The sequence below is a fragment of the Carboxylicivirga marina genome (assembly GCF_016612505.1).
Lineage (GTDB): Bacteria > Bacteroidota > Bacteroidia > Bacteroidales > Marinilabiliaceae > Carboxylicivirga > Carboxylicivirga marina.
This window is the reverse complement of record NZ_JAENRR010000005.1, coordinates 129571-151189: the sequence shown is the minus strand read 5'-3', so window position 1 is coordinate 151189 and position 21619 is coordinate 129571. Positions and strand designations below refer to the sequence as shown.

Below are 21619 nucleotides of genomic sequence, written 5' to 3'. Positions count from 1 at the left end.
TTAATTAAGTTAAACCTAATGGCCATGAAGAGACATGCAGTAAGTTTTATGCTATTATTGGGGATAATAGCCAGTTCAGTGTATACAAATGCCCAGGAAATGCAAAAGATGGATAGTGTTGAATGTTTAAAAAACTATTCGCTTTACAAAGAGGCATTGAAAAAGAAGATGTATGATTATTCAATAGAAGCGTGGCGTATCATGTTCGATCAATGTCCTGATGTTACAATCCGTTTATATGCGGATGGAGTTGATATTTATAAACATTACATTAAAAAGGCGTCTGATAATGCACAAAAGCAAGCTTTAGTTGATACTCTGATGTTGATTTATGATCAGCGAATTAAATATTTTGGTGAGCATCCAAAGTATCCTGAAGGATGGATTTTAGGGCGTAAGGGACTTGATTTGGTCACATACCGACGAAATGATGCTCAATCACTTAAGGTGGCAACTAAATATTTTGAGGCCGCCTATAATGCTCAAGGCGTAAAAATGGAGCCAATGGTTGCTGTGAATTGGTTGCAAGCAACGAATGCATTGATGAAACATGGAGATAAATCAGCGCAAGATGTTTTGAATGTGTATCTTAATGTAGATGAGACCCTTGCTGCTCATATAGCGAAACAAACAAACTCCAAGCGTAAAGCGATGTTAAACAAAGCAAGTGCATCTTGTGTAGATGTAGTAACGCAAACTGGGATTGAAGATTGTGTAGCTCTTGAGAGTGCATTGTCTGATAAGTTTCTAGTTGTTCAAAATGATTCTGAAGGTCTAAGTAGATTGTTACAGCTGTTGGTTGCTTTCGATTGTACAGATAGTGAGTTGTATGCCAAAGCAGCAGAACAGAATTACAAACTAAATCCGAACGCTGAGGCATCGTATCTTTTAGCCAAGTATTTTATTAAGCAAAATGAGTTTGATAAAGCCAAAGAGTATTATTTGAAAACGATTAGTCAGGCTGAGAATGAAGAATTACAGGCTAAATGTTTTTATGAATTGGCTGTTGTTACATTTTCGCATTATAAAAACAGTCCGGAAGCAAGAAAATATGCACAAAATGCATTGCAAAAGAAGAGTAACTGGGGTAAACCACATATCTTAATCGGTAACATATATGCACAGGAAAGTACTAAATATGGAGATAGTGATTTTGAACATCAGGCTGTGTATTGGGTAGCTTTAGATAGATTTCAAAAGGCTAAGTCGATTGATCCGGAGTGTACGAAAGAAGCTGAGAAGCAAATAGTATTATACTCAAAATATTTGCCTGATAAAGAAACAGGGTTTTTCCATGGAATTCAAGAAGGTGATATGTATACCATTGGTTCATGGATTAATGAAAAAACAACTGTAAGATATCGCTAGAGGCTGGTGATTAAAAAGAAAGAGGCTTGTTCGTAACGAACAAGCCTCTTTCTTTTTACTTGTCGGTTATACCAAATTTGTATAAAGTTGTTTGTCTATATTTTTCCCCTGGTTTTAAAATTGCACTAGGGAAGTGATCTTGATTAGGGGAGTCTGGGAATTTTTGAGCCTCAAAACAGATGCCGTAGTTCTCAGTGAATGTAATGTCATCCCGTTGAAGACTGCCGTCTAAATAGTTGCCTGAATATACTTGAAATCCAGGCTCAGTTGTGTAAAACTCTAAAGAACGACCAGTGTTCTTATCAACTAATCTGGCGCCAATGTTTAAATCATCATCATGGCCATTGATAATGAAATTATGATCATACCCTCGTCCATCAACATCGGCAATTCGTTCACCGATAGTTTTTGGGAGTAAAAAGTCCATTGGTGAATCATTTACCGGAACGATTTCGCCTGTTGGGATGTCATTTTTATCTTTGGGGGTGAATTTATCAGCATACAATACCATTAAATGATTTAATACATTGCTTTGCATGCTCGACAAATTAAAATATGAGTGATTGGTAAGGTTAATCACTGTGGTTTTATCAGTTGTGGCTTCGTAATCAATTACTAATTCATTGTCGAAAGTAAGTGTATACGTCATTTTTACACCCACCTTTCCAGGGAATCCTTCTTCCATATCATCTGATGTTAATGTTAAAATAACACCTGTTCTTTTGGGCTCCTTAAACGTTTCCATCTTCCAAACTTTCTGATGAAATCCGCCTGGCCCACCATGAAGTGAGTTAGGACCATTGTTTGACTCAAGGTTGTAATCTTTGCCATCTAAAGTAAACTGACCGTTTTTAATTCGGTTGGCATAACGACCAATTGCAGCACCAAAGTATGGGCAATTGTTCTGGTACCCCTCATCTAGGTATGATTCTACGTCATCAAACCCTAAAGCGATTTCGGCAAAGTTTCCTCTACGATCAGATGTTTTAATACTCATAATGATGCCGCCATAATTAGTAATAGTGACTTGAGTATGTTTTCTGTTTTGAAGTGTAACCGTCTTAACCTCTTGGTTAAGAGAAGGAATGAACTGTCTTTTTTCGTTAATGATCATAGCGATGATTGTGGATTATATCTACAAAAATAAGAAAAAAAGTAATTTTAACATTTTATTACTATTTATATTGTTGGCAGGTAAAAAAGTAGTAGTTTTATATCTCGAAGGCAATAAAATAGCCTTCCTTATAGTTGACTACTTTATCCGAAAGGATACTTAAATAAGCGCAGGTAGTTTTTTGGTTTTAGAGAGAAGAGGTTATTCATTTGAATAGCCTCTTTGTTTTTTATCAACAAAATGTTTAAAAGTTAATTAATTATCCACTTGCTTCTACATGAAAACTACTGAACTATTATTAAATTTGCAGCTTATTAAAAACAAATTCAAAACATTCATTCATGGTTCTGTTTTTCAAGGGAAACTCAAAGCAGATTATTGCGGTAGGAACGCAATCCGAACTTTCAGCTGATAACATCAGTAAATTGGAATGGCTATTTAGTGGGGCAAAGCTTTCTGAAAGTAAAACTTTAGAAGGCTTTTTTGTTGGTCCACGCAAGGAGATGATTACTCCATGGAGTACTAATGCCGTTGAAATCACTCAAAATATGGGTGTTGATGGTATTATCCGTGTTGAAGAATTCTTCGAGGTTGATTCTGATAAGGCTGAATTCGATCCAATGTTACAAGCCATGTATACGGGCTTGTGTGATGGTATTTTTACAATTGATAAAGAGCCTGAACCAATTGTTCACATTGAAGATATTGCTGCCTATAATGTGCAGGAAGGATTAGCTTTGAGCTCAGAGGAAATTAACTATTTGAATGACTTAAGTGAGCGCTTAGGTCGAAAGTTAACTGATAGTGAGGTTTTCGGATTTTCACAAGTCAACTCAGAACACTGTCGACATAAAATCTTCAATGGTATTTTTATAATCGACGGTGAAGAGAAAGAAAGCTCTTTATTTCAGTTAATTAAGCGCACATCTAAGGAGAATCCAAATTACATTGTTTCGGCCTATAAAGATAATGTGGCATTTGTTGAAGGACCAAAGGCTATGCAATTTGCACCAGGTCGTCAGGATACAGCTGATTTCTTTGAAACAAAAGAAATAGACACAGTATTGTCATTAAAAGCAGAAACACATAACTTCCCAACAACCGTTGAGCCATTTAACGGCGCTGCCACTGGAAGTGGTGGAGAGATTCGTGATCGTTTAGCTGGTGGGCAAGGTTCATTACCATTGGCAGGTACAGCTGTTTACATGACTTCTTATTCGCGAAGTGAAGAAGGGCGAAGCTGGGAAGAGAATGTAGAAGAACGCCCTTGGTTATATCAAACACCAGAAGAGATTTTAATAAAGGCATCTAATGGTGCTTCTGATTTTGGTAATAAGTTTGGACAACCAATGATTTGTGGTTCAGTTCTTACTTTCGAGCATTTCGAAAATCAGAAGAAATTTGCTTTTGATAAAGTTATCATGTTGGCTGGTGGTATTGGATTTGGCCGTAAAGAACATGCTATAAAAGCTGACCCGGATAAAGGAGACAAAGTCGTTATCTTAGGTGGAGATAATTATCGAATTGGTATGGGCGGTGGAGCTGTTTCATCTGTTGCAACAGGTGAGTTTGACAACGCTATTGAATTAAATGCAGTTCAGCGTTCAAATCCTGAAATGCAAAAGCGTGCAATGAACGCTATTCGTGCTTTGGCCGAGTCAGATGAAAATCCAATTGTTTCTATTCACGACCACGGAGCAGGTGGACACCTTAACTGTTTGTCTGAGTTGGTAGAAACAACAGGAGGGACCATTCACCTTGATAAATTACCTGTAGGTGACCCAACCTTATCATCAAAAGAAATTGCTGGTAACGAGTCGCAAGAGCGTATGGGGCTTGTACTTAAAGATAAAGATATTGAGAACTTAAAAAATATTTCGGCCCGTGAGCGTGCTCCTTTCTACGAAGTGGGAGAAACAACAGGCGATATGCACTTTAAGTTTGAAGACGATAAAGGCAATGCACCAATTGACTGGAAGTTGGCCGATATGTTTGGTAATCCGCCAAAGACAGTTATGAATGACGAAACAGCTGATGACAAATATTCGGCTGTTGAATATGAATCCACAGAGGTTGAAAAATACATCAGTGATGTGTTACAGCTAGAAGCTGTTGCCTGTAAAGACTGGTTAACAAACAAAGTTGACCGCTCAGTAACGGGTAAGGTGGCCAAGCAGCAATGTGCTGGTGAATTGCAGCTACCTTTAAATAACCTTGGGGCTTGTGCCATTGATTACAAAGGTGAAAAAGGTATTGCAACTTCAATAGGGCATGCACCGGCTATTGGTTTGGTTGATTCTGCTGCAGGTGCAGTTGTTTCAATTGCTGAAGCATTAACAAACTTAGTGTGGGCACCATTAACACACGGTTTAAAAGGTGTGTCGCTAAGTGCTAACTGGATGTGGCCATGTAAAAACAAAGGTGAAGATAGCCGTTTGTATCGTGCTGTAGAGGCGGTAAGTGACTTTAGCTGCGAATTGGGAATTAATATTCCAACAGGTAAAGATTCACTATCGATGACACAGAAATATAAAGATGGTGATTTAGTATACAGTCCTGGTACAGTTATTATCTCAGGAGCTGGAGAAGTAAATGATATAAAAAATATTGTGGAGCCTGTATTGGTTAAAGATACAGATACACATATACTACACATTGATTTATCATTCGATAGCATGAAGTTGGGTGGTAGTTCATTTGCGCAGGTCGTTAACAAGTTAGGTGCAGAAGCGCCTACTGTAACTGATGTTGATTATTTCAAGAATGGTTTTAATGCCATTCAAGACTTAATTAATGAAGGTTTAATATTAGCCGGCCATGATGTGTCAGCCGGTGGTTTGGTAACAGCCTTATTGGAAATGAACTTTGCAAACACCTCATTTGGTGCTAAAGTTGACTTAAACAATTACGAGGAGAAAGACCTTATTAAATTGTTGTTTAGTGAAAATCCGGGTGTTGTTGTTCAGGTTAAGAACCTGGCTGCTGTTTCATCAGTACTTGATGCCAACGGTATTCAGTTTATGGAGCTTGGTCAGCCTGTTGAAAAGCGTGAGTTGATCATTGAAAACCATGGCGCCACTTTAACGCTCGATATTGATAAGTATCGTAACGATTGGTATAGAACATCATATTTATTAGACCGCAAGCAAAGTGGTGAAGCTCTGGCAAAAGAACGTTTTGATAACTATGCCAAGCATGCTTTGGATTATAACTTTCCTACAGCTTTTACTGGTCAGTTAGGCCAATGGAACCTGGCACTGGATCGCAAAGAGCGTTCGGGTATCAAAGCTGCAATCATTCGCGAAAAAGGAGTGAATGGGGATCGTGAAATGGCATACAGTATGTTCCTGGCAGGTATGGATGTGAAAGACGTTCATATGACTGACCTTATTAACGGACGCGAAACATTGGAAGATGTGAATATGATTGTGTTTGTTGGAGGTTTTTCTAATAGTGATGTGTTAGGTTCTGCTAAAGGATGGGCAGGTGCATTCTTGTACAACCCTGCTGCTAAAAAAGCCTTAGATAATTTCTATGCTCGTCCGGATACCTTGAGTTTAGGTATTTGTAACGGATGTCAGCTAATGGTAGAGCTTGGCTTGGTTTATCCAGAGCACGAAGAAAAACCAAAGATGCTTCATAATAATTCTCACAAGTTTGAATCAATCTTCCTGAATATGGAGATTGCTCAGAACGATTCGGTGATGTTAAGTTCGTTATCTGGTAGCAAGTTAGGTGTTTGGGTAGCTCACGGTGAAGGTAAATATCAGTTACCATATGCCGAGGAACAATACAATATTGTTGGTAAGTATTCGCACGAGACTTATCCGGCAAATCCAAATGGTAGTGATTATAATACTGCAGCTATTTGTTCAAATGATGGTCGTCATTTAGCGATGATGCCTCACTTAGAGCGTGCCATCTTCCCATGGCAGTGGGGGTATTATCCTGCTGACAGAAAAGAAGACCAGGTATCTCCTTGGATTGAAGCATTTGTTAATGCTCGCCAATGGATTGAAGCAAAGAAGTAAGAAAAAGTGACTAGGTAATAGTCATTTAGTAAGATAGTAAACCTGTCAGGAATATTAAACCTGACAGGTTTTTTATTTCTCACATCCCAAAAGCATTTGTTTATTACTTCCCTCACTGTTGAAATAGCTCAAAATAGTTTGTTTTTAGCTCCATGTAATGTTGCAATGACTAAAATACATTTGCTTTTGCGCATTGCACCGATGAAATGGGTTAAAAATATTTGCTTTTGCTTCCTGCATCATTGAAATGAGCAAAAATACTTTGCTTTTGAGTGCTGCAGCATTACATTGAGTAAAATACATTTACTTTTACTTCTGAGAATACAGTTATCCAAATGCATTTGTTTATGAATGAGGCTTATCGACCATTAGGCTGGTTAATGTACTCGTATTGCAAGGGATTTCTTTCTTCCTGAAAGCCAGTCTTATGAAAATAAACTTCAAAATACCATAATTTATATTGCTCACTTTTGCCATTCTGTTTGTATTTTTGCGAATTAGCACTTTTCAAATTGAGAGCAGGATATGGCGGAAAGCGTAAGAGACTTTATAAGCGGAGAAATTGATTTTTATGCATCACATGATATAAGTAGTACAGGCACAAATTTGTACAAAGAGGGGAAGGTATCGCTTCAACTGTATCAAAAGGCATTAGACAACTGGATATTTTCGGTGAAGGACACGAAAATGCACAAAGTGCAGATACGAAACCTGAATCAACGTCAAATGGAGACGATGTGTAACTGTTCATTTATTGGTGGACGTTTTTGCACACATACCATAGCCGCGTTGCTATTTATTGCCGAGATAGACGGTAATATCCAGATGGGCTTCGAAAAACGTAATGAACAAACGAGTCAGCGCGCTGTTTCTGGGCGTTCTGTACTTGGGTTTGAGTTGCCGTCATTCGAGAATATTACAGAATCGTTCGTCAAAGAAAATACAACCTACTCGATATTGAGTGCGGTTTCTTATAGCTATCAGGTTAGTTATATCTCCGAGTTGCAAATACAGGATAATAAACTCATCGTACAACTCGACCAAAACTTTAAGAAGCATGTGCGTTTGGTGTTTATCCATGTTGATGATAAGGTTTATATCACGCCTGAAGAGAAAACCAACCTGCAGTCATTGACTGAACCCGAGGTTATTTGCTTATTAAAAATTGCTCGCTCAGCTAGTCCTGACTTATTAAAGCGAGTCTTTAAAAATAGTCTGGAAGGCTTAAAAGCCGAAACCTTAACCAGACATGGAATAGAAGTTGGGGACTTTAATACTTATTTTACCATTGGCTTTGATGAGAAAGCTGGTTTAGTGGCTTTGCAAACCGAATTTGCAAAGGGGCTGATGCCTGTCGAAAAAACAGAACAAGATTTGGTGGAGCAAATACTTCATGAAATTGATGTGGAAACGTTTCATTTGGAAGCGAATGAACAGGTATTGAAGCAGGAGCGCGAATTAGGCTTTATATTAGAGTTAAGCACCACAAAAACATATTTTAGTGATAATTATGTGATTGAGTTGACGCCTATTATTGGTAAACCCAATAAAACAAGGGAAGCTTTAAGTTCGCATATTGCCGAATACGATGGTGTTCACGATGATTATTTATTAAATATCAGCGAACACCAAAAGGAGCTGTTAGAACTGATAGATGAATGCAATGCGCAGGTAAAACCGTCCGATTTGTTTATTATACATAAACGAATAATGGAGTTGTTAGCTGAGGAAAAACATGTGTATGTCAATAATTCTAATAACTATAAACTACGAAAAACAGACCTGGAACCGATTGTGATAGCAGCTGAAGCTATTGATGGATTTTACGAGGTGAAAGAGGATGAAAATTTCATATACCTGAATCCGAAATTGAAAATAGGAGAGAAGGTTATTTCTGTTGAGAATATTGATATTGAGCAATCGGGGCAATTTATCTATGTGGTTGATGGGGTTTATTATGTCACAAAAGATTATCGTGTGGCAAAACTGATAGTTGAGCATAATGAGCCTATTAAAATGGTCAAGTCGCATAAAGAATATTTCTTTAATGAGGTAATTAAACCTTTGGCTCATAGCTTTGATATGGATTTTGAGAAAGGCATATATCCTTTGGAAACAGCTGAATTGGACTTCAGAAAGAAGCAGGTGTTTCTTTCAGAGCGCGATCAGCATCTTTTAATTACTCCTCAGGTAGAGTATCATCATGGTGTTTCGGTTAAGTTAACTACCAATGGCAACGTGTTGATTGAAGAGGATGATAAGATTATTCAGTACAAACGTAATTTTGAGTTAGAGGAAGATTTTGCAGAGCAGCTTTCGACCTTGCATCCTAAGTTTGAAGCACAGAAAAGTAGTAAGGTATTTCATTTACATTATAACGAGTTTAATCACGATATGTGGTTTTATAAGTTCTTTGATGCATTGCAACTTAATAATGTGGAAGTATATGGCTTGAATGAACTTAAAAGCTTCAAATACTCGCCACATAAAGGTAAAATTTCAACAGCAATCAGTTCCGGACAAGATTGGTTTGATATTACCATTAATGTCAGCTTTGGCGATAATGTGGTTAAGCTAAGCGACATTCGTAAAGCGGTATTGAAAAAGCAGCGCTATATTCAGTTATCCGATGGTTCAGTGGGCGTTCTACCTGCCGAATGGTTTCATCGTTTCGAGAAATATTTCCGACACGGAGAACTGGACGGTGATAAACTATTAGTCTCAAAATTACGCTTTTCAATTGTTGATGAGCTATTCGATCATATTGATGATGCTGTTGTTTTAGAAGAGTTGGCTGAAAAACGTCGTAAGCTGGCAGCTTTCACTCAGATTGAGGAAACAGCCGTGCCTGATGCAATTACAGCCGATCTGCGTCATTACCAGAAAGAAGGATTAAACTGGTTAAACTTCCTGCATGAAATGGGATGGGGCGGTATTTTGGCTGATGATATGGGATTAGGTAAAACATTACAAGTATTAACCTTTTTGCAACATGTGTTGGAACAGGATAAGCGTACGAATCTGATTATCGTACCTACTACACTGCTTTTTAACTGGGAGAATGAGATTCGTAAGTTTGCACCAACACTTAACGCTTATTATCATTATGGTGTTCAGCGTGTTGATAAGGCTGATACTTTTGATGATTATGATGTCGTTTTTACCACATATGGTATTTTGCTTCGCGATATTGAGATGTTGAAAGATTATCAGTTTAACTACATTGTGCTGGATGAATCGCAGGCCATTAAAAACCCTGCATCGCGTCGTTTTAAAGCAGCTAGCTTATTGCAGGCTAAAAGCCGATTAGCACTCTCGGGTACACCTATCGAGAATAGTACCTTTGATTTGTATGCGCAAATGAGCTTTGTTAATCGTGGATTTTTGGGTGGTGTTAGTAATTTTAAAGATAGCTTTTCAAATGCCATTGATAAAGATGGCGACGAATTAATAGGAGGGGAGTTACAGCGCTTAATTAATCCATTTGTATTGCGTCGGACAAAAGAGAAGGTTGCCAAAGAACTACCTCCAAAAACAGAAGATGTGATTTTCTGTGAGATGGATACAGCGCAGCGTAAAGTGTATGATGCTTATCGAAATCAATTCCGCGACCAATTGATTGGTAAAGTAGAAGAAGATGGAATCGGTAAGTCAAAAATGATGGTGTTGGAAGCATTAACACGCTTGCGTCAGATTTGTGATTCACCTCAGCTGATAAGTAACAGTAGCTTTGATGAAACAGAATCGGTGAAGATTAAGGAAATCGTTCAGCACATTACCGATAAAACGGCCAATCATAAAATACTGATTTTCTCACAGTTTGTGAAGATGCTTGGACTCATAAAAGATGAATTAACGCGTCGTAATATTGAGTTTGAATATTTGGATGGCAAGAGTACTACAAAGCAGCGTGAGCAGTCGGTAAATAATTTCCAGACCAACGATGAGTTAAGGGTGTTTTTAATCAGCTTAAAAGCAGGTGGAACCGGGCTTAATCTTACCGCTGCTGATTATGTTTATATCGTTGATCCATGGTGGAATCCGGCAGTGGAAAATCAAGCGATTGACCGTTGTTACCGAATTGGACAAGACAAAAACGTATTCGCCTATCGAATGATTTGCCGCGATACCGTTGAAGAGAAAATACTTAAACTACAAGAACGTAAAAAGAAGGTAGCTGGCGATATTGTGCAAACCGATGAAAGTATTATGAAAAACTTAACGGTTGATGATATTAAGGATTTATTAGGTTAGATTAGGTTAGATTAGTATTAGACTGTTAAGCACGTTTAATAGTTAATGAAAATATGGTTAAAAAAATAAGTCCTGTATCTGATTAAGATGCCGGACTTTATATTTTAATACATGGCCTCAATGGCTTCTTTGTATAATTGATTGACTTGCTTTCGTCTTACTTTTAATGAGTTGGTAAGCATTGTGTTATCAATACTGAATGGCTCATGTAATAATTGAAACTTAATCACCTTTTCGTGCTTAGGAAGGCTTCTCTGGAACTTTTCAATTTCTTTTTCTATCCGTTTGTAAATGATGGGTTCTTTCAGTAGGATAGCCATTTCTTTAGCGTTCAAATTTTCTGAATTGGCTAGTTGTTTAATTGCAGGAAATGCAGGTACAACTAATGCTGTAAGGTACTTTCGGTTATCACCAATAATACATATCTGCTCTATCAGTGAGCTTTTTGAAAGTTCCAATTCCACTTTCTGAGGAGAGATGTATTTACCGGTTGATGTTTTAATAATATCTTTAATACGCTCTGTCATGTGCAGTTTTCCAGGATTTGGAATTGAGCCCTGATCACCCGTATAATACCAACCATCTTTCAATACCTCTTTTGTTTCTTCTGGCTTTTTATAATAACCAGTAAAAACGGTGCCTCCTTTAACCAGAATCATGTTTTCCTCATTGATTTTAACTTCAATATCGGGCATGATATCGCCTGTGTAATCGAAATCGTAATTCTGGTGCGGCATGCAAGAAACTGTTGCTGTTGTTTCAGTAGCGCCATAGCCATAACAAATGTACAATCCGATGCTGTGAAAAAAGCGAAGCAGAAATTTGTTTAATGCCGAACCGGCACATGGCATATATCGAATATTACCTCCAAACACTTGTCTTACTTTTTTATATACTAAAGCATTGGCAATGTTTCTTTTTAAAGATAGAAGGGCAGGTGCTTTTTTGCTGTCTTTTTCGTATTCGATGTATTGCTGACCAATTTTTACAGCCCAGTTAAAAACTGCTTTTTGAGCTTTAGGCCATTTGTCGGCTGTTAACTGAATAGCATCATATGTTTTCTCAAAGAAGCGCGGAACCACACACATTACCGTTGGTTTTACCTTGGGTAATTCTTCAATAATGGCCTTAGGATTTAAATTGTATACGTTGGTACTTCCGCTGTGTAGCAAATAATACGTCCAGGTGCGTTCAAAAACATGGCTTAACGGAAGAAAACACATGGATACATCATCTTCTCCTAACTTTAAACGCTTATCGTGTATTTGAAAAGAGTACATGAACTGTTTATGTTGAAGCATGCTTCCCTTGGGTTCCCCCGTCGTGCCAGAAGTATAAATTATGGTTGCTAAATCTTCCTCAGTGGCCTCTGAGAGTTGTTTCTTTAATTTACTATCACAGTCAGGATAATTTTGCTTTGTTAACTCCTCAAAAGAGAAGATGCGTTCATCCTCATGCGCCTGGCAATCAAATGTAATAATGCATTTGAGGTGTTCCGATTCATTGAGAGCTTTTATACCATTGTCAATCTGCTCGTTATCACCAACTAACAAAACCTCCATTTCTGTTTCATCAACAATGTATTTTAATTGCTGATAAGTTGCAGTTGGGTAAATTGGTACAACCACAGCACGACAGGATAAAATCGCCAAATCACTAATAGTCCACTGCGGACGGTTTTGACTGTAGATACCTACATTACTGCCAGTATTTACATTATTTTGAAGCAAGAAACTTGCAATTTGTTCTGATTGTTGAAGGAACTCACTCCAACTTATTGAAGCGTAATCGTTGCCTTTCTTAAATCTGAACACTTCGCGGGTGTTGTATTTTTCAGCTCTGTTACGGAGTATTTGGGCTATGTGTTTCTCTTTCATGTATTTCTTTATTTTGGCGAATGTTTCCAGCGTTTGTGCGACCATAACCAATCACTCGGATTAGTCAATATAACATCTTCTACTTTGTTTTTGTATAATTCAGTTATGGTACCTTCAGTTAATTCGAGCGGTTTCTCTACTAAGGTGCTCAACTTAACTTCATAATAGCCTCTTTTTACCCGTTGTATATCAATGTATACAATAGGGTAATTATAGCGTTTGGCATATTTTTCAGGGCCGTATAAAAAGGCTGTCTTTTGCTTAAGAAAGTTGAGCCAGTAGGCATTGTCAAGCTGTCGTCCTTTAGAAGGGCTTTGGTCAGCTGCCAATAGATACACCCGTTTTTTATTTTTGGTTCTTTCGAACATTTCTGATGTTTCATTAATAGGTACTAATTCAGTACCACATTTGGCACGACTATTCAACAGGATTTTGTTGATGTATTTATTTTTAAGGGGTTTATATAAAGCCATAAAATGGTTAGAACATTGTGTGCTGCCCGACTGGCTACCCCATTCCCAATTGGCATAATGAGCTGTAACGCCAATAATACCGTTGTGTTCTTTCAACAGAGATTCTAACAGTTCGGGGTTAATGATTTTATGTCGCTTAATAATGGATGACTTCGTCATCGTAAACGACTTAAAGCTTTCCAGTAGGTTGTCGGTGAGGTTTTGATAAAAACCTTTGGCAATTAGATCAATTTCTTTTTTTGACTTATCCGGAAAGGATTGTTCTAGATTACTGTATATAACCTGGTGCCTATATCGCACGGCTTTGCGCATAACAATAGCTGCTATGTTCGAAAACCAATAAAGGACTCGAAATGGCATGATACTTACCATGGCGACAAATGATAAGAAGATGCCTGTTGTCAATAAATTCATTAAGCGATAGTGTTTCCTTTTAATTTAATAGCTTTACTGTTCCACTGTGCCGAAAGTTACAAATTATGAGGATTATTTAAAGATAATCGAATGCTAATTCCATCGTTTATGTGCTTGTTTGTATTGACCAGGCGACATTTTGAATTCTTTTTTAAAGCTCTTAATGAAATAAGAACTGCTGTTAAATCCAACTTTGTAAGCAACTTCATTAATGTGGTCGTCTGTGCTAATGAGTTTAGCTGCAGCCTCTTTAAGTCGAATGGTGCGAATAAAATCTGTGGTTGACTTGTCGGTTAATGCTTTTAGTTTTCTGTGCAGATGACTTCTGCTCATACCTAACTCAGTACCCAGTTCCTCAACACCAAATGATTCATTTTCCATATTTGTTCGAACTGTTTCCAATGCTTTAGTAAGAAACTGTTCATCTAATGATGAGCCTGTTATTTCTGAAGCCTGAGTAAAAGCAGTGCCCATAAAAGCCTCTTTAAGTTTCTCACGACTTTTAAGTAAGTTTTTCACATAGGCGGAAAGTAATTCCGGGTTAAATGGTTTGGGAACATAGGCATCGGCACCTTTATTCAGTCCTTCGATTTTATTTTCAATCGATGTTTTAGCCGTTAGCATTATTACGGGAATGTGACTTGTTTGAATATCACTCTTAATGGCATTACATAGTTCAATACCATTCATAACAGGCATCATCACATCTGTGATAACCAAATCGATGGTACGTTGGCTCAAAACATCAAGGGCCTGTTGTCCATCAGTTGCAGATAAGACTGTATAGCTCTTACTCATTATTGAAGTGAGATAATCAATAATTTGCGGATTATCATCCACTACAAGTAGCTTATATTTTGAATTTGATAAAGTGGTGTTATTCTCCGTTTTTTGATCTACGGTTTTCTGATCGTTTACAATTATTGATTCGGTAGTTTGATTGGCCTTATTGCTTGACGTACTATTGATTATTGGGATAGTAACTTTAAACGTTGTTCCTTGTCCCTTCGTTGAACTAACAGTAATTTTTCCACCGTGTAATTGTACAAGTGATTTAGTTAATGCTAATCCAATACCTGTTCCTGTTTCGTGTGTTGCTTTTGTTTTAAAGCGCTTGTATTGCTTAAACACCTCCTCAGGATTATCACTGTCAATTCCCTCTCCATCATCAGATACTTTAATTACAAGTTTTTGTTGTTCGATAATTTGTTCGGAAGAGAGTTGCATTGACAATAGAACATTACCATGTTCATTGCCATATTTAAAAGCATTGGAGAGTAAATTGTAAATAACCTTTTCAATGATGTCTTTGTCAAACTGAATGTTTAGGGATTCAATGTTTGATTCGATTGTAAAGTTCATGTTTCTTTCAGTGGCCATGTACCTAAAAGCTTCTCCACATTCTTTAATAGATGAAATTATATCACCATTAATTGCGTTTAGCTCCAATGAACCTGTTTCTACTTTTCGAAAATCCATTACCTGATTAATTAATCGTAGCAATAGATTGGTGTTTTTATGGGCAATTGTAAATAATTTTTCTTCTTCAGCATTCAGTTTTAAGCGGTTGTTTAAAGATTCTAGTGGTCCTGATATTAAGGTTAATGGTGTTCTGAATTCGTGTGATATATTAGTGAAAAACTGTAAACGCATCTGGTTAAGTTCTTTAATCTTTTCGCGTTCCATCACTTCAAATTCGAGTTTTCGACGTAAATCAATCCAAAGAACGGTGTAACGGATGTAAGCAATCATTGCTGAAGCTATAATTAGAAAATAGGCCAGATATGCATACCATCTTTTCCACCAGGGAGCTAATACAACTATTTTAAGCTCTGTTTCGGAAGTGCTCCAAACGCCATCATTATTCGCTGCTTTAACTTTAAATATATATTCACCAGGCTTAAGGTTATTATATTTCACTAATCTGTTCGACGATGCTTTACTCCAGTTTTCTTCCGCGTTTTCAAGTATGTAACTGTAAGAGTTTTTTTCAGAAATAAAGTAGTTAATTGCAACAAATTCAATACCCACATTTGCTTGGTTGTGATTCAGAATAAGCTCTTTTGTTTCAGCAATGTTATTAGTGAGTGGGCTTTCGGCTTCTCCTGATTTAACTGGTGAGTTATTGATGTATAGTTCCGACAATAAAACTTTTGGGACGTTGTTGTTAACTTTTATAACATTTGGATCAAATACATTTAGCCCTTTAACACCGCCTACCATTAATTTATTCGTTTGTGAGTATAACAGGGTATTGAAAGTGCTGCCAAGTAAGCCATCCCTGCTATCGTAGTTCTGAAACCGGCCAGTATTTATCTCGTACTTTGAGATGCCTCCATGTGTTGCAAACCACAGTAAATTTTCTTGGGGCTCAATAATATCATATACTTGCTCCTGAGCCAATCCATCATTAATCGTTAAGTTGATTATATCACCTGTTTCAGGGTTTAGGTTGAAAATACCACCGCCATTAGAACCAATCCACATTTCTCCATTTTGTGTTTCATAAATGCTGAGAATAGCATTTTTTCCTACACCACTGTCATTGATTTGATCAAAGAGGTATCGAATGTATTTTTCTTCATTGTAAAGCCATACATAAATGCCGTTACTGGTACCAATCCAGAGGTTTTGCTTAGAGTCAACAAACAAACAAAGAATATAGTCATTCATTACTTCAGCCAATTCCGGATATATCTCGCGAAGTTTTTTGAATTGTTTAGAATGTGTGTCGAATTCGAACAAACCATTACCTAATGTACCTACCCAAAGCTTCTTACTATATTGCTGGCATAACGACCATACCGAAATGGATATTTCTTGATGGTTGAGATAACTATTAGGTTTATAGGCTATGAGTTGATTGGTATGTTCATTTAACCTGGCCAGGCCGCCACCATAAGTTCCCAACCATATATTTTGCTCTTCATCTTCAAGTATTCGCTTTATCACATCACTTTTTAGGTTCGATGTTAACTGGTTAAAGCTTCTGAATGATTCTGTTTTATGGTCAAACAGGTTTAAACCACCACCATCGGTACCCACCCAGATGCGATTTTTTGAATCTTCATGTATTGTTAAAATTGAGTTGTCGCTAATGCTGTTAGGGTCGTGTAATTGATGAGTGTAGTGCTGAAATCGATTTCGTTCCATATTAATTATGCGTACACCTTTGCCAATTGTGCCAATCCAGTATAAACCATTACTATCTATATAAACCGAAAAAACTGCCTTTGTATCTATCTGGTTAAAAGCATTAGTATACTCTTCGTTGTAGAGCACTACTTTTTTTATCGGATCTATATTGACAATACCTCCACCATCAACGGCGGCCAAGATACTGCCATCTTTATTAAGCGTTAGCGACAGTATAATATTAAGATTAGGAGCACCGTTATTGCCACTCATATTAAACTGTTCATACACTTTCATTTCCTTGTCGAAACGATAAAGTCCCATGTTGTCAGTTGCAATCCAAATGCTTCCATTGCCATCGTCGAGCAAGGCATTGATTTGCATGGTCGGAAAATCGAAATTTATAAAGAAATGCTCCTTTGGATTGAACATACTAAGTCCATTTCCATAGGTGCCAATCCACAATTGGCCATTATAACCTTCGGTAATGGCTGAGATAGTATTTGTATATGTACCTACTGAGCTATCTTGAGAAAAGCAGGTGAAACCATCAATCTGCTCATGATAGAAATGTAAACCACCGCCCATAGTTCCAATCCACATGTGACCTCGACTATCGAGCAATAATGCTCCAATTTGATTATTTGATAGAGCTGCAGGTTTATCTTCATCGGCCCAATATCGTTTAAATTTTTCGGTATCCTTATCGTATTTATTCAGGCCAAAGTTGGTGCCGACCCAAATGTTACCATTGTTATCTTCCTGAAGGTTAGTTATGTAATTACTTGTTAAGCTTTCCTCTTTATCTGAAGTACTGTAGAAACTCTTAATTTCATATCCATTGTACCTGTTTAATCCATAATAGGTACTAAACCACATATAACCACGACTGTCTTGCATAATACCGTTAACCGAATTATTACTTAAGCCATTTTCGGTATCGAGACCATTAAAACCATAGGTTCCTGTTTGGCTATAAGATGGCAGTGAGATGATTATAAAAAGAAAAATAACTATACGCTGCATAGTAATCATTTTAGATTGTGATGAAGATAGAAAAAAATCATAACTGTTGTTTGCTTATTATATGCTTGTCGTTTAGTTTCAAATAATTTGCATGCTTGCCTAGGAGCTTTTAAAAGGTTTCATTTGACATTTGTTTATATGATTATAAAAGCTTTACAGATTGTCAAGACAACCTTCAATAACTTAAATTAACACTTGTAGGTCTTTTTTATTAAACCAAATCAGGTTTTGGAGTGTTAATTGTTGAGTAAAATTCCATTCTAGTGATATGGAACGATTCAAGAAAATGAACAAACAAGCAATAATTATGAGTAAAGAAGTTCCGGTAGCCAATAAAATTAAAACAGATCTACACGAAATATTAGATATTCGTTACTTAACAGATAGCACCTTTGTATTAAGAATTGAAAAGAAAGAATTGGATTTTGAAGCTGGGCAACATGTGTGTGTAGGACCTCCAAATGGAATTCATACGCGTGAATATTCGATTTATAGTGCCGAGCAAGACGATTGTCTTGAGATTTTGGTAAAAGAAGTAGAAAATGGCTTGGTATCACCTAGTTTAAAGAAGTTGCAAAAAGGTGGATTTGTGGTCGTAGAAGAGCCTGTTGGGTATTTTACAATAAATAAAAACCTTCCGGCAAATCAGAAATATGTTTTTATTGCTAGTGGAACCGGTATTTCACCATTTCATAGCTTTGTGTTGAGTAAACCAGATTTGAACTACACCTTATTGCATGGTGTGAAATATGCCGAAGAAGCATATGAAGCAGATGCTTTTAACAAAGAAGATTATGTGCTTTGTACATCGCAAGAAAGCAAAGGTGATTATAATGGTCGTGTAACGGATTATCTTAAGACAAATTCGTTTGGAAAAGATGCCCATTATTATTTGTGTGGCAACTGTAATATGATTCATGATGTATATGATATACTGGAAGAGCAAGGGGTGAGTACAGATAACATTCATGCCGAAGTATATTTCTAGAAACGGAAATTTGATTGAGTTTAAGATATAGTAATTAAGCAGACATAGAGTGAAATATCATTTAGTAACATTGGGATGTCAGATGAATCAATCTGATAGTGAAAGGGTAAAGCGTGTTCTGGAAGGGATGGGAGCCCAATGGACCGATGACGAAAACGATGCCAATATTATTGGTATATTGGCTTGCTCGGTTCGTCAAAAGGCCATCGACAAGGTTTATTCTAAAATTGCCAATTGGAATAAACGTAAAGCCTCTCAAAACTTGATTACATTCATCAGTGGATGTATTTTACCTGCAGATAAAAAGAAGTTCTTAAAGCTCTTTGATATCGTATTTGCTATGCGTGAGTTACCTCAATTTCCGCAAATGATGTCGCAATATGGTATTACAACACCGGTAGGTTTAGAAAAAGATAACCTTAACCCAAAGGAAGAAATGAGCTTTTTTTGGCAGGTGAAACCTAAGTACAACAGTTCATTTGAAGCCTTTATACCAATACAGAATGGTTGCGATAAGTTTTGCTCATTTTGTGCCGTACCATACACACGTGGCCGTGAGGTCAGTCGTCCTTCTCAAGAAATCATCGATGAAGTCAAAAGTCTGGTTGAGAAAGGTTATAAGTCAATAACATTACTAGGGCAAAATGTTAACTCATACGGACTTGATAAAAAAGGTAATGAATTATCCTTTTCACAATTGCTGGAAGAGATCGGCAAAATAGGCAACGAAAGTTCACAAACATTTTGGGTGTATTTTACTTCGCCACATCCGCGCGACATGGGACGAGATGTTGTTGAAGTGATTGCAAAATATGATTGTTTGGCCAAACAGATTCATTTACCCATTCAATCGGGTGATGATAAAGTGCTTATTAAAATGAATCGTAAGCATTCGGTTAAAAAGTATCGGGAAACAGTATCTGTCATCCGGGAATTGATACCACAAGCGACTTTATTTACCGATATCATTGTTGGTTTCTCGGGTGAAACAGAAGAGCAGTTTCAAAATACGCGTAAAGCTTTAAAAGAATTTGAGTATAACATGGCCTACATTGCTATGTATTCAAAACGGCCTGGAGCCGCATCGTACAGTTGGCCTGATGATGTCGATTTAAAAGTTAAAAAAGAACGATTGGTACTATTGTCAGAGGATTTAGCTGAGGTTGCCGGATCATACAATCGTAACATGCTTGGTAATGTATATTCTGTTTTAGTTCGCGATACGGATAGAAAAGGTGGTTATTTAAGTAGTCAGACAGAGGGTAAAATAACCGTTCGATTTGCTTCTGAAGATCAATCATTAATCGGACAAATTGTGAATGTGAAGATTACATCAGCCAGCAATTTTTCAGTTGAAGGAGAATTGGTTGAAGTGTCAGAATTGGTAGAATAACAGGATGAAAAGAAAGGTTGGATTTAAGACGTTAGGTTGTCGATTAAATCAATTCGAAACCGACGCCTTGGCCTCAAAGTTTGTGAACTTAGGTTACGATGTGGTTGAAGATAGCAAGGACACTGATGTGTTTGTGGTGAATACGTGTACTGTTACTAATCAGAGCGATCAGAAATCGCGTTATGTTGTTAATAAAGCCTTAAATCAGGGGCATGGAGGTATGCTTATTATAACCGGTTGCATGGCTAACCATCATAAGGAGCAGCTCGAAAAGCGTTATCCTAATGCATACGTAATTAATAATGATCAGAAGAGCGCTATACCGCAGTTAGTTGAAGCACATTTTAATAAAGAGATAAAACCTTCCAATGATCATAAGGGGGGAGTCTTTAGTTATGCTCCTGCTGCCGAAACTTTTCACACCCGAAGTATGATCAAAATTCAGGATGGTTGTGACAACTACTGCACCTTCTGTATAATTCCTAAGGTTAGGGGGAGGGCAGTTAGTCGTTCGGTAGATGATATTCTGGAGAATATCCGTCAAGTAGTTTCCTTTGGTTATAAAGAAGTGGTTATAACAGGTGTTAACATCAGTCGATATAACGATAATGGCACCAATTTTTCAGCGCTGCTTAAGCAAATCGTTGATTTAGATTTGGATTTCAGAGTTCGCATCTCTTCCATCGAGCCCGACAGTTTCGATGATGAATTTTTTGAATTATTAAAACATCCGAAAATTACACCGCATTTGCATTTGTGCCTACAAAGTGCTTCCGAATCGGTATTGCTAAAGATGCGCCGCATGTATACCTATAAATTGTATCAACGAATTATAGAGCGCCTGCGTACCATTGACCCATTATTTAACATTACCACAGATATAATTGTGGGTTTTCCTGAAGAGTCAGTAGCGGATTTTCAGCAATCGCTCGATGCCGTTAACGAAATGCAGTTTGGCCATGTACATACCTTCAAGTATTCAAAACGTGAAGATACAAGAGCAGCGCGCATGACCAATGTAGTGCCCGAAAAAGAAAAGACAAAAAGAAGTGAAGAGTTACGTCAGGTAGCAGTTGATGCTAAAATTAAATACAGGAAACAATTTATTGGTAAAACACAGCAGGTGTTAATTGATACCGTTAAAGATGGCTACTCTAAGGGTTATGGTGAGTATTATATTCCTGTAAAAATAGCCGGAAAGCTTAAAAAGAATCAACTCTATAATATTCAAATTCTAGATATGGAAAATGATTCGATAGATCCATGTCTAAGGGCTAAGATAGTTGAATAAGAAATGAATTCTAAGCAAATATGAAAGGTGGTTTATCCACCTTTTTTTATGTCCTTTTCTTCGAACTCAATCAAGTTTAATTAATAATTGTTTCTTAAAATAACTCTTGTTAAGTCTTTAATAACAGCTATATGCAACAATAGTAATACTCTGGCACAATAGTGTTATTCAAGTGTTAAAAGTTCTATCATTAACAACATTGGTTTAATTCGCCCATGTTGCCTTCCTATAGATTTGCTGTCGTTGAAATGGAAC

At 37.2% G+C, this 21619-nt stretch carries 10 protein-coding genes; 6 read left to right on the top strand and 4 right to left on the bottom strand.

The genetic code is table 11. From position 1 onward, the window contains the following. The first annotated feature begins 24 nt into the window (after positions 1–24). Entirely contained in the window at positions 25–1368 is a 1344-nt protein-coding gene (locus tag JIV24_RS03555; RefSeq protein ID WP_200463626.1) for a tetratricopeptide repeat protein, read from the top strand. A gap of 55 nt (positions 1369–1423) precedes the next feature. On the opposite strand, the gene JIV24_RS03550 is transcribed toward JIV24_RS03555, so the two are convergent. Further along, complete coding sequence (locus JIV24_RS03550) at positions 1424–2482, bottom strand: aldose epimerase family protein (protein ID WP_200463625.1); 1059 nt, start codon at positions 2480–2482, stop codon at positions 1424–1426. Positions 2483–2823: 341 nt separating this feature from the next. Here JIV24_RS03550 and purL point away from each other — a divergent pair, with 341 nt between their 5' ends. Next, positions 2824–6513: a phosphoribosylformylglycinamidine synthase gene (purL, locus tag JIV24_RS03545; protein ID WP_200463624.1), complete on the top strand. Its 3690-nt coding sequence runs from the start codon at positions 2824–2826 to the stop codon at positions 6511–6513. A gap of 525 nt (positions 6514–7038) precedes the next feature. Then, entirely contained in the window at positions 7039–10767 is a 3729-nt protein-coding gene (locus tag JIV24_RS03540) for a DEAD/DEAH box helicase (RefSeq protein ID WP_200463623.1), read from the top strand. Between the two features lie 104 nt (positions 10768–10871). On the opposite strand, the gene JIV24_RS03535 is transcribed toward JIV24_RS03540, so the two are convergent. The 3 genes from JIV24_RS03535 to JIV24_RS03525 all read right to left on the bottom strand — a co-directional run bounded on the left by JIV24_RS03535 (position 10872) and on the right by JIV24_RS03525 (position 17692). Then, the gene (locus JIV24_RS03535; protein WP_200463622.1) at positions 10872–12644 is read right to left on the bottom strand and encodes an AMP-dependent synthetase/ligase; all 1773 of its coding nucleotides are present in this window, start codon (positions 12642–12644) and stop codon (positions 10872–10874) included. Between the two features lie 8 nt (positions 12645–12652). Further along, a complete protein-coding gene (locus JIV24_RS03530; RefSeq protein WP_289047891.1) occupies positions 12653–13555 on the bottom strand; it encodes a lysophospholipid acyltransferase family protein in 903 nt (300 codons plus the stop codon). Positions 13556–13624: 69 nt separating this feature from the next. Beyond that, the gene (locus tag JIV24_RS03525; RefSeq protein WP_200463620.1) at positions 13625–17692 is read right to left on the bottom strand and encodes a hybrid sensor histidine kinase/response regulator transcription factor; all 4068 of its coding nucleotides are present in this window, start codon (positions 17690–17692) and stop codon (positions 13625–13627) included. Between the two features lie 307 nt (positions 17693–17999). On the opposite strand from JIV24_RS03525, the gene JIV24_RS03520 reads away from it, so the two are divergent. Genes JIV24_RS03520 through mtaB form a run of 3 tightly spaced genes read left to right on the top strand, consistent with a single transcriptional unit; the run spans position 18000 to position 21364 of the window. Beyond that, the gene (locus tag JIV24_RS03520) at positions 18000–18680 is read left to right on the top strand and encodes an FAD-binding oxidoreductase (protein ID WP_200463619.1); all 681 of its coding nucleotides are present in this window, start codon (positions 18000–18002) and stop codon (positions 18678–18680) included. Between the two features lie 49 nt (positions 18681–18729). Continuing rightward, the gene (gene miaB / locus JIV24_RS03515; RefSeq protein WP_200463618.1) at positions 18730–20073 is read left to right on the top strand and encodes a tRNA (N6-isopentenyl adenosine(37)-C2)-methylthiotransferase MiaB; all 1344 of its coding nucleotides are present in this window, start codon (positions 18730–18732) and stop codon (positions 20071–20073) included. A 4-nt stretch (positions 20074–20077) separates the two neighbouring features. Next, positions 20078–21364, top strand: coding sequence for a tRNA (N(6)-L-threonylcarbamoyladenosine(37)-C(2))-methylthiotransferase MtaB (gene mtaB / locus JIV24_RS03510; protein ID WP_200463617.1), 1287 nt, complete (start codon positions 20078–20080; stop codon positions 21362–21364). Positions 21365–21619: the final 255 nt, after the last annotated feature.